We start from the raw sequence: 10,650 nt of genomic DNA, 5'->3' as shown, positions 1-10,650 counted from the left end.
TGTTACGCAGGAACTCGCTGCGAACGTCCCCGTTGTTTTCGATGGATGATGATGCCGACTGCTGTTGTGATTGTGTATCCATGCACCAGTCAACAAGCGACGACATGTAAACCATGCCCCAACACACCCGTCAACCATGCCCCAAGACATACCGTCAACCATGCCCCGACACATGCGTCAACTATCCGCTAAGACTAGACAAGGCGAAAATGGGCCCGTTCATGTACCGCCTATGCCCACAATCATGTAAATGTACGGTTTACACCCACGACCAACGCCGCATAATGTGCGGTCTATGCCCACGTTCGGTGCGGAACGGGTTGGTTGGGGTCGCGGAGTCGTGTATTCCGGGCGGCAAATATCCCGTCCACACCCACAAGCCCATGGACGATCACTTTGCTCATGGGTCGTTATCGCGTTGCCATGCGTGCCATCATGACGTCCTCATGACGATCCTACGCATAGTGTCGACTGCGTGACGGCTACGCCCGCCCCGCGGTTGATTCGCGGACGATCAGTCTGAATCCCGCGATGAGCCGTTGCGATGCGATGGTGTTCCGCGGATCGGCTTCCGTGCGCGAACCCGCACGGGAACGCCGCGACGAGTTTCCGCGGGAAGCCGTGCCGTTGCCGCTGGCAGCATCGGCTGCGACGGTTCCGTCTCCGGTCAATCCTGCCCCACCGATCCCGACTCTCCGTTCCATCATGGAAACCGCTGCCTGCGCCATGCCGTCGGCATCCACGGCGACGGTGGTGAGCGTCGGCGTCACGTACGTGCATCCGGGGATGCCGTCGAATCCGGTCACGGCCACGTCCTCCGGCACGCGGATTCCGCATTCCGCAAGTCCGCGCAGCACGCCGAACGCAAGTTCGTCGTTCATGCAGCACAGGGCGTCGTATGCAAGCTCATCCGCAACCAATCGGCGTGCGGTCGCGATGCCGGCTTCGACGCCCCAGTCGGAGACGACGGGCGCGTGTTCGACGTTCAATCCCAGCGACCGCATCGTGCGCAGCGCATAGTCGCATCGACTCAGACGCAGCCGCGTCCCCTTGGCGGCCGGCGTGCTTCGGTCGGACGCTCCGACGATGCCGATGCGGGTGCGCCCGCAGTCTTCGGCAAGGTGCCGTATGACCGCGTCCATGCCGCTCTGGTTGGGTGTTTCGATGCGGTCGAGCGATGCCGTGTCGCCTGAATCCTCGCCGTCGAACAGGATGACCGGCTGGTCGCCGGCGGCCTGACGCACCGCGTCCCCGTTGCTTGCGGTCGGACAGACGAAGAGGCCGTCGCACACCGATGCGTTCGCCCGTCGGATCAGATCGAGTTCGAGTTCTGCGTCGTACTGTGATGTCTGGATGACGAGTCTATGCCCGTGTGCAAGGAGCGCGTTGGACAGCGAGTTGGCGAAGCGCGCGTAGAATGCGGTGCCCAGATCGGGCACGATGGCCGTGAAGATGCCGGTGCGGCCGTTGCGCAGGGCTCGGGCCGACAGATTGACGCGATATCCCACGCGTCTGGCTGCGGCTTCGACTTTGCGGATGGTGTCCGGCCGGACGATGTCCATGCCGCGCAGCGCGGCGGACGCGGTCGACACCGACACCTCCGCCTCGGCGGCGACCTGTTTCAGCGTGCTCATGTTGCTCCGATCTCCCTCATTGGAGTATGGCCGTGTGTTTTCGCAAGCATCGTCAATGGTTCGGCCAGTGGACAGCATTATAGCGTATGGGATCGAAACGATTCGATTCGATTGGACGACATGTCGCCGATTTGACAGTCGGCGGAACGAGTATCATAATCGAAACGTCACGATTTTCGAAGAGGAGATCGTTGGCATAGCCGAAAATGCTTGTGAAGACCAACGATGGTAGCGCAAACACAACAAAGCTTCCATCAGCGGCTCGAAGAGGCGTGACGGCAACGTGCAACGAAGTACGGGAACATACGGGAACAAGGAGAAGATATGTCTCGCAGGAGCGCCACCATCAGGATCGTCGCCGCGGCGTCCGCGGTCGCCATGCTGGGCGGACTGGCCGCATGCGGCGGCAATCAGGCCGCCACCAAGGACGGCAAGCCGGTCGTCACCATCCTGGTCGTCAAGAACACCAACCAAGTCGCCATGTCGGAAATGACATGGGCCAAGGATCTGGAGAAGGACTGCGGTTGCGCGATCACGTGGAAGGAAGTCTCCGACACGCAGTGGAACCAGCAGAAGAACGCCGCGCTGGCCGCAGGCGAGATCTCCGATCTGAACATCCGCGCGTTCAACCCGGACGACGCGGCCCGCAACGCCGCCGCGTTCGAGGTATTGGGCGACGATCTCGACAAGCTGCCCAATGTCAAGCAGTTCTTCGAGGAGCAGCCCACCGCGCGCAAGTTCGTTGAGGTCGACGGCAAGGTCACGGTGCTGCCGTCCAGCCGCACCAAGGGATTCCTCGCTTCCGGCCAGCATTTCCTGATCAACAAGACGTGGCTCGACAAGCTCGGGCTCAAGGCCCCGACCACGTGGGACGAGCTGCGCACCGTCATGGAGGCGTTCAAGACGCAGGACCCGAACGGCAATGGTGAGGCCGACGAGATCGCGTTCAACCCGCGCGAGCTGGTCACCAGCAAGATCGGCGACTGGTGGAGCCCGTTCCTGATGATGAATGCGACCGGCATCGCCACACACTTCAACTCCGGTCCGTCGCAGCAGGGTATTTACGTCAAGGATGGCAAGGTCGGCAACTGGATGCAGACCGACGAATTCCGTCAGGTCATCGAGTTCTATCACGAGATGGTCGAGAAGGGCTGGGCCCCGAGCGACTGGGTGACCGTGCAGGACGACAAGTACAACTCGCGCAACCAGTCCGACGGCAAGACCGCCAAGGTCGGCATGGTGTTCGGCTGGGACGAGTCCGCGTTCGGCTCCTACGGCTCCGAGCTGGCCAACCAGTACGTGTCCATCCCGATTCCGTCCGCCGACGGCGTGTCCGCCAGCGAGACCGTGTGGGACGGTTCCCGCGACGCCAACCGCTTCGAGGACTACCACATGGCGATGAGCTCGAACCCGGCCAACAAGGATGCGGCGCTCAAGGTCATCGACCTGCTCTACTCGGAGAAGTACTCCATCCAGCAGCTGTACGGCTCCATCTCGGATGGCTACGTCGAGCAGACCGGCGACCATTCCTACAAGGTGACCGAAAAGTTCCACAAGGCGCAGGACGATCAGAAGGTTCCGGCGCTCGAGGATCGTCTCGCCGGCTGGATCTCCGACGATGTGACCGTCGAGGGCGACCGCGGCATGGATCATGTCGCGAAGGCCGATGCGCCGTACGAGCAGCAGTACGCGAACTACGACCACGAGAAGGACATCATGCCGATCTACGTGCGTGTGCCCGAATCCGATCAGAACACGATCGCGAACAACAACACCGCGCTGTTCGACTACGCGATTCCGGTCGTCTCCAAGTGGCTCGCCCAGGGCGGCGCCGAGGACGATTCCCAGTGGAACGCGTTCCAGGACAACCTGAAGAAGTACAGCATCGAGGACAACACCGCGATCTGGCAGAAGGCGTACGACAAGTACGTCAAGTGACGCCGCGGCCGCCCGTGCGGCGGCAACGGATGACGCTGACGCACGTATAGCGAACGGTCCTGCCCCGACTTCCGTGATGGAGTTCGGGCAGGACCGTTTTTGTATTGCGTCGTGCGCTACGACGCGCGACCGGTCGCGCAGGATCTGTCAGCTCAGCGCAACGTGCCGTCGACGCTGACCTGATCAAAGGTGATGTCGCGCAGCGTGTGCCCCTCGTCGTCGAAGCCGTTGATTTCGATCGGCGGGCACGGTTCCCAGTGATCCCACACGTAATGCCGCCCGAGCAGCCTGATGCGCCGGAAATGGATGTTTTCGTAGTAAGGGAGGGTCGGAGCGGCCTCTCCGTCGTTGTTGTGGTATTCGTACGCGTGCACGAGGACGCGCGAGGCGATGCAGTCGCTGAGCGTCACGTCGCGCACGTATCCGCCGCGCTTGGCGGACGCCTTGATTTCCAGACCTTGGTTGGACTTGCCCATGTCGCAGTCCCAGATGCGCACGTGCTCCACGCCGCCCGACATCTCACTGCCGATCGCGATGCCGTGGCCGCCGTCCGCGCGCAGGTCGAACACGTGGATGTCACGCGTGGGCCGGTTGATCACGTTGCCTTCCGGATTCTTGCCGGACTTGATCGCGACCATGTCGTCTTCGGTGACGAAATCGCAGTCGAAGATCGTGCAGTGCTCCGACGAGTCTGGATCCCAGCCGTCGCCGTTCCACACGCCCATCGACTTGATGCGGCAGTGGTGCGTGACCACGTGCTCGGAGTAGATGAAATGGATGTTCCACGCGGCCGCGTAGCCCAGCGTGAGGTCTTCGATGAGCACGTTCGCGCCGTTGCTGATGTTGACGAGCCGGCCGCGCGTGCGCGACGCCCGCTGCGTGAGCGCGCGAAAGACGGTGTCATCGATGGAATCGATGTTCGTGATGCCCGATTCCGCGATGAGCCGGTCGCGCACGCCGCGCGTCTGCGCCTTGGCGAGTGCCACGCCGCCGCCGAGGATCGTGCCGCCGCCGCGCAGCGTCACGTTGCGGCAGGTGGGGCCGGCAGTGTGGTCGAGCGTGCCGATGTTGATCAGGCTCGCGTGGCACTGCTGTTCGATGCCCTCGAATCGGCTGGGAATCATCGGCAGATAGTCGTCCGGGTCCGCGCTGCCCTGCAGCGTCGCGCCCGGGGCGACGCGCAGTTCCATGTCGCCGTGTAGGAACAGCGCTCCCGTCAGGAACGTGCCGGCGGGCAGCAGCACGGCCTGATCCGGCCCGCAGTCGTCGATGGCCCGCTGGATCGCGCGCGTGTCCATCGTCACGCCGTCGCCGGCCGCGTTGTACGGCGGTCGTGTCACGTCGATGATCGTCCGCCGCGGCCATGTGCGCACGTCCAGATCGAACCCGGCGATCACGCGTCCGTTCGGATCCGTCGCGTCGACGCGAACGTGGTGCGCGCTGTCCGGCGTCAGATCGTCGAACATGCAGTGCGTGTGCTCGACGACGGCGAGACGCTCCCCGTCGAGCGTCACCGCATACTCGGTCGGCGGATCGGCGTCCGTCGGCGGCTCCCAGAACACGGTGAGCGTGTCCTCGGTGACGGTGTGTCCGAACCACGGGATCGTTCCTGCTGCCATTGCTGCTCCTTCGCTTGTGCAGACGGCTCGTCTGCTCCGATTACGCCGTGTCCGGCGGTCCCGGATGCGGGATCGCCGGACACGGCTCAGGATGATGGTTGTTCGGCGGGGCTACGGCCGCCGAACAACCCGTTTACTGGATCTTCTGATATTCGTCGTACGTCTTCTGCCAGATCTCGACGTTCTGCTCGATGTTCAGGCCCTTGAGCGTCTCCTTGAACTTGTTCCAGCCGGCGTCGTCGACGCCGTTCTTGATGAAGTTGCCGATGACCGGGATTGCGTAGTCGAAGATGGCGATGTTGTTGTTGGTCACGGTGGAGCTGTCGTCGCCGCTGAGCATCACGTGGCGGGGCACGTAGTCGCCGCTGTCCTCGGCCGGCTGGTAGTCAGCGTACACGGGCCAGTCCTTGTTGGACGCCTCCAGATCGGGCACGCCCTCGATCGTGGTGCCTTCGCGCAGGTAGCTGATGCCGCGGTCGGCGAGCGTGACCATGACGGACGAGTCGGCGGACGCCGCGGGCAGGACCTTGAACGTCTTGTCGTCGATCTTCTCCACATAGTCGCCGAAGTCGCCGTACTGGGACTGGACGCTGATGTCCTGCGAATACCACTTGTCGAGGATCTTGAAGATCTGCTCCTTGTGCGCCGCGTCCTTCTTCACGACCGCGCCGCGCGAGGTCGCGGGCACGTTCGGCTCCCACACGGACTTCTCAGCGCCGGGCGCGACCGGGGCGGGCATGGTCACGTACTGGTCGGCCAGATCGGTGCCGAAGGCGAGCGTGTTCCAGCCGAACGCGACGCCGACCAACGCATCGCCGTTTTCGTCGCCGCCGAGCTCCGCATAGTACTTGTCGTCGGCCTTGGTGAGCGCGTTGTCGGGCACGAGGCCCTTGGCCATCAGATCATGGTAGTACTGGGTGACCTGACGGAACCGGTCGTCGAGCATCCAGTTCTTGATCGTGCCGTCCTCCGCGAACAGGCCGCGCGAGCCGACCTCGCCGCTCATCTGCGTGGCGATGCCCGTCGAATTGAGCAGCAGGTACGGATCCCACCAGCCGAAGCCGTTCGTGGCGAGCTTGCGGATGTCGAACGGGATCTCGTCGGCCTTGCCGTTGCCGTTCGGATCCTGCGTCTTGAACGCCTCGAGCACGTTCGTCAGCTCGTCCCACGTGGTCGGGATCTCAAGGCCGAGCTTGTCGAGCCATGCCTTGTTGATCATCATGGTCTGGCCGCCCACGCGGACCGGATTCGCCGCGGAGATGTCGCTGGGCAGCAGGTAGATGCCGCCGTCGAGGCTGGTTGCGTACTGTCGGGCGGCCTTGTCCTCCTCAAGATACTGCTTGACCGTGGGCATGCTGTCCAGATCGTCGGACAGGTCCTCGAAAATGTCCTGATTCTTGGCGATGTCGGTCTGCAGCACGCCCCAGATGGTGATGTCGCTGATGTCGCCGGACGCGAGGATCGCGTTCTTCTGGCCGCCGTCCCACGACTGCTGGTTCGTCTCCACCCATTTGATCTTGCAGTCGCATGCCTTTTCCAGTTCCAAACGCCACTTCATCGTCTTCATGGGCTTGGCCGTCGCCGTGGGGATCACGGTGATGGTGACCAGCGGCTTGCCGTCCTGCATGGCGCCTTGTTCCGCCGTATTGCCGCATGCGGCCAGCGTGCCAGCCATGACGACGGCGGACAGTGCTGCGACTCCCTTGACCAGATTGCTGCTCATCCTGCGCTCCTTCGTGCCAGTCGCCCACATCGTTGTCGGCGGCCTATCGTTGATGACAGTCACAGTATAATGATTTAACTAATGACTGGTTGGTATTTGTTGCCATGATTTGCAGACGGAGCGTCCTCGGGGTTGTAAATACGACGAGTGGCGGTTTTCGCTCGCTTAAGGTGCCCTTAGTGAGCGAAAACCGCCACTCGTTGGTTCGGCGGCGTCATGCGCTGCGGGTTCTGATCACAGCTTGCTGGCCGCGCCCTCGTCGATCATCCACAGCAGTTCGCGGCCGTCGGCGTAGGAGCTCGGCGCCATCGGATTGCGCGGCTCGGCGAACGCCTTCGCCACGGCCTCGGCCTTGCGTGCCTCGGACGTGAACACCCACGTGTGACGCGAGCGCGCGATCATCGGCACGGTGAGCGTCAGACGCAGCGGCGGCGGCTTCGGCGAGTCGCGCACGCCGGCGACGAGCACGTGCGGATCGTCAAGACGCACCTGCGGCAGTCCCGGGAACAGCGACGCGAAGTGCGCGTCCGGGCCGACGCCGAACATCGCGATGTCGAGCGCGGGATCGTCGCCGAGTTCGGACTCGAGCTCGCGCTGGTAGTCGGCCGCGGCGCGAGCCAGCACGGCGTCGGTTTCCTCGGGGGAGGCGGCGGCGATCTCGTCGGGCGTGCGCGTGTCGGCCGGCATTTCGTGAATGTTCGACTCCGGCAGCAGTCCGTCGTCGATCATCGCGTCAAGGAATTCGCCTCGCGCCTGCTTGGCGTTGCGATCGTCGTCGTCGGCCGCGACGAAGCGTTCGTCGCCCCACCAGATGTGCACGCGCGACCAGTCGGTCGCCTCGGACAGCGGGCTGGCGAGCAGCTCGTGGAACACGCGGTTGCCGTCGGTGCCGCCGGTCACGGCGATGTCGACGCGCGTGCGGCCGGGCTCGGCGAGCAGATCGCCGATGGTCAGCAACGTGCGCGCGGCGACGGCCTGCGCCAGCACGGTCGGATTCGGATAAATGATGGTCTTGCGGTTGGTCATGGCGTTCCTTTGTTCGGAATCGGCCTGCGGCCGATGCGATCGGTTGGCTCGCTGCGCTCGCGACGCTCCCTCAGTCCGCCTGCGGCGGACAGCTCCCTCAGCCGAGGGAGCCGAGGCTCCGCCAGCATCATGCGTAGCACGATCCTGATGTCAGTCGTTTCAGTCGTTGGGATGGATGAGATCCCAGCCGCGGGTGATGACCTCGGCGTAGATCTCATCGGGGTACATGCGGCGCAGCTCCTCGCTCAGGCATTCCTCGAGCGTGCGCGCGGGCACGCTGATGGTCTGCGGCGACTGGCCGGGCATGCTGATGACGGCCACGCCCTCCTCCGCGTCGGGGCGTTCGAGGCTGAGCACGCCGTCGGCGCGGGTCAGGTACACGCCGGTCACGGCGGTCGCGCCCGGCACGTCCTCGATCACGACCGGCACGTTGAGGCGCAGTCGCAGCCACGCGGCGAGCAGGTCCATCGGCAGGAAGCCCTTCGGGCCGGTCACGCGCACGGTGCTGATCGGCAGGTGCGGCGGCTGGTCGAGCATCGTCGCCAGCATCGCGCGCCAGACCGTCAGACGCGTCCACGACATGTCCACGTTCTTCGGCGACCAGTTGCGGCGCAGATCGCTGATCGTGCGGTACGGGTTCGACGAGCGCATCGCGTCGGTGATGCGGCTGCGGGCCATCGCGCCGAGCAGATCCTTCGACGGGTTGGACGGCGCTTCGGTCGGCCACCAGGCCACGACCGGCGCGTCCGGCACGAGCAGCGGGATCACCAGCGTGTCCTGATGGTGAACGAGTCCGCCGCGCGGATGCAGCACGATGATTTCGCCCGCGCCGGCGTCCGCGCCGAAACGCACCTGCGCGTCCAGATTCGACGTCTCGTCGTCGGCCGCGGCATCGTCCTCCGGCTCGGCGTGTGTCTGCGCGCCGGCCGCTCCGCGCTTCGGGCTGATCGCGATCACGCGGCACGGGTGCTCGCGGCTGGCCGCGTTCGCGAGCTCGAGCGCGTGCTCCAGCTCGTCCTCGTTCGTCGAGATCAGCAGCGTGAGCACGCGGCCGGTCGCGGACTCGCCGCGCTCCTCGTGCAGCTCGTCGATCTTGCTCGAGATCTCGCGGGTCCGGGTATTCGGCATATCAATGATCATGGCATCCTCCAATGGCGTCCGTCGCGGGCGAGCATCTCATCGGCCTCTTCCGGGCCCCACGTACCGGCGCGGTACGGCTGCGGCTGGCCGAGCGTCGACCAGAACTGTTCGATCGGGTCGAGGATCTCCCAGCTCAACTCCACCTCGCGCGTGGTCGGGAACAGCGGCGGCTCGCCGAGCAGCACGTCCAGAATCAGGCGCTCGTAGGCTTCCGGCGAGCTTTCGGTGAACGAACGGCCGTAGCTGAAGTCCATCGACACGTCGCGCACCTCCATGGACGAGCCGCCCGGCACCTTCGAGCCGAACCGCATCGTCACGCCCTCGTCGGGCTGCACGCGGATCACGATCGCGTTCTTGCCGAGCTCGCGCGTCGCCGTCGACTCGAACGGCAGGTGCGGGGCGCGCTTGAACACGACCGCGATTTCGGTGACGCGCTTGCCCAGACGCTTGCCGGTGCGCAGGTAGAACGGCACGCCGGCCCAGCGGCGCGTGTCCACGTCGAGCCGAATCGCCGCGTACGTTTCGGTCGTGGACTGCGGGTCGATGCCCTTCTCGTCCAGATAGCCGACGACCTCGTGCGAGCCCTGCCAGCCGGCGGCGTACTGGCCGCGCGCCGTGTGCGCCGCCAGATCGCGCGGAATGCGCACGGCGGACAGCACCTTCGTCTTCTCGGCGATCAGGTCGGAGGCTGCGAACGAGACCGGCTCCTCCATGGCGGTCAGGGCGAGCAGCTGCAGCAGGTGGTTCTGGATCACGTCGCGCGCCGCGCCGATGCCGTCGTAGTAGCCGGCTCGTCCGGCCACGCCGATGTCCTCAGCCATGGTGATCTGCACGTGGTCGACGTAGTTCGCGTTCCAGATCGGCTCGTACATCGCGTTCGCGAAGCGCAGCGCGAGGATGTTCTGCACGGTCTCCTTGCCGAGGTAATGGTCGATGCGGAACACGCTCGACGGGTCGAACACCTCGGAGACGACGCGGTTGAGGTCGTTCGCGCTTTCGAGATCGTGGCCGAACGGCTTCTCGATGATCACGCGGCGCCACGCGCCCTCGGTGGAGCGGGACAGGCCGCAGTCGGCGAGCTGGCGGGCGACGATCGGGAAGTCGCGCGGCGGCACGGACATGTAGAACGCGTGGTTGCCGCGCGTGCCGCGGTCGCGGTCAAGCTCGGCGACCGTGTTCGACAGGCGCTCGAACGCCGACTTGTCCTCGAAGGTGCCCTGCACGAAGCGGATGCCGGCGGCAAGCTGCTTCCACGTGGACTCCTTGAACGGGGTGCGGCAGTGCGCCATCACGTTCTCGCGCACGAAATCCTTGAAATGGTCCTCGGTCCAGTCGCGGCGCGCGAAGCCGGTCAGGCCGAAGCTCGGCGGCAGCAGGCCGCGGTTGGCGAGGTCGTAGATGGCGGGCAGCAGCTTCTTGCGCGACAGGTCGCCGGTCACGCCGAAGATCACGATGCTGCACGGGCCGGCGATGCGCGGCAGGCGCAGGTCGCGCGGGTCGCGCAGGGGATTGACCCAAGTTGTGGTTTCACTCATGGTTTCCATCCTAGACGCTGGGTTTCGCCTTGGGC

At 64.8% G+C, this 10,650-nt stretch carries 7 protein-coding genes and 1 pseudogene; 1 reads left to right on the top strand and 7 read right to left on the bottom strand.

Annotated elements, in window-relative coordinates; genetic code table 11:
* Positions 1-482: 482 nt before the first annotated feature.
* Complete coding sequence (locus KIH79_RS02695) at positions 483-1,634, bottom strand: LacI family DNA-binding transcriptional regulator (protein ID WP_219057979.1); 1,152 nt, start codon at positions 1,632-1,634, stop codon at positions 483-485.
* Between the two features lie 324 nt (positions 1,635-1,958).
* On the opposite strand from KIH79_RS02695, the gene KIH79_RS02690 reads away from it, so the two are divergent.
* Positions 1,959-3,572 (top strand): extracellular solute-binding protein, encoded by a 1,614-nt coding sequence (locus KIH79_RS02690; RefSeq protein WP_219057978.1) that lies wholly within the window; start codon positions 1,959-1,961, stop codon positions 3,570-3,572.
* A 152-nt stretch (positions 3,573-3,724) separates the two neighbouring features.
* Here the strand turns inward: KIH79_RS02690 and KIH79_RS02685 are convergent, their stop codons facing one another.
* The 6 genes and pseudogenes from KIH79_RS02685 to zwf form a co-directional block, all read right to left on the bottom strand.
* Positions 3,725-5,191 carry a glycosyl hydrolase family 28 protein gene (locus KIH79_RS02685; protein WP_219057977.1) on the bottom strand — a complete coding sequence of 489 codons (1,467 nt, stop codon included), beginning with the start codon at positions 5,189-5,191 and terminating at the stop codon, positions 3,725-3,727.
* A 133-nt stretch (positions 5,192-5,324) separates the two neighbouring features.
* The gene (locus KIH79_RS02680) at positions 5,325-6,914 is read right to left on the bottom strand and encodes a type 2 periplasmic-binding domain-containing protein (RefSeq protein WP_219057976.1); all 1,590 of its coding nucleotides are present in this window, start codon (positions 6,912-6,914) and stop codon (positions 5,325-5,327) included.
* Between the two features lie 234 nt (positions 6,915-7,148).
* Positions 7,149-7,940, bottom strand: coding sequence for a 6-phosphogluconolactonase (gene pgl, locus KIH79_RS02675; RefSeq protein WP_219057975.1), 792 nt, complete (start codon positions 7,938-7,940; stop codon positions 7,149-7,151).
* A gap of 159 nt (positions 7,941-8,099) precedes the next feature.
* Positions 8,100-8,897: a glucose-6-phosphate dehydrogenase assembly protein OpcA gene (locus tag KIH79_RS02670; protein WP_420829345.1), complete on the bottom strand. Its 798-nt coding sequence runs from the start codon at positions 8,895-8,897 to the stop codon at positions 8,100-8,102.
* Positions 8,886-9,080 (bottom strand): annotated as a pseudogene (locus KIH79_RS13175) (glucose-6-phosphate dehydrogenase assembly protein OpcA); the annotation flags it as partial. The pseudogene KIH79_RS13175 and the gene KIH79_RS02670, both read right to left, overlap by 12 nt.
* Complete coding sequence (zwf, locus tag KIH79_RS02665; RefSeq protein WP_219057973.1) at positions 9,077-10,624, bottom strand: glucose-6-phosphate dehydrogenase; 1,548 nt, start codon at positions 10,622-10,624, stop codon at positions 9,077-9,079. The gene zwf and the pseudogene KIH79_RS13175, both read right to left, overlap by 4 nt.
* Between the last annotated feature and the right edge of the window lie 26 nt (positions 10,625-10,650).

Origin of the sequence: Bifidobacterium miconis (assembly GCF_019331735.1) — a bacterium.
Taxonomy (GTDB): Bacteria; Actinomycetota; Actinomycetes; order Actinomycetales; family Bifidobacteriaceae; genus Bifidobacterium; species Bifidobacterium miconis.
This window is presented reverse-complemented; position numbering and strand designations above follow the sequence as displayed.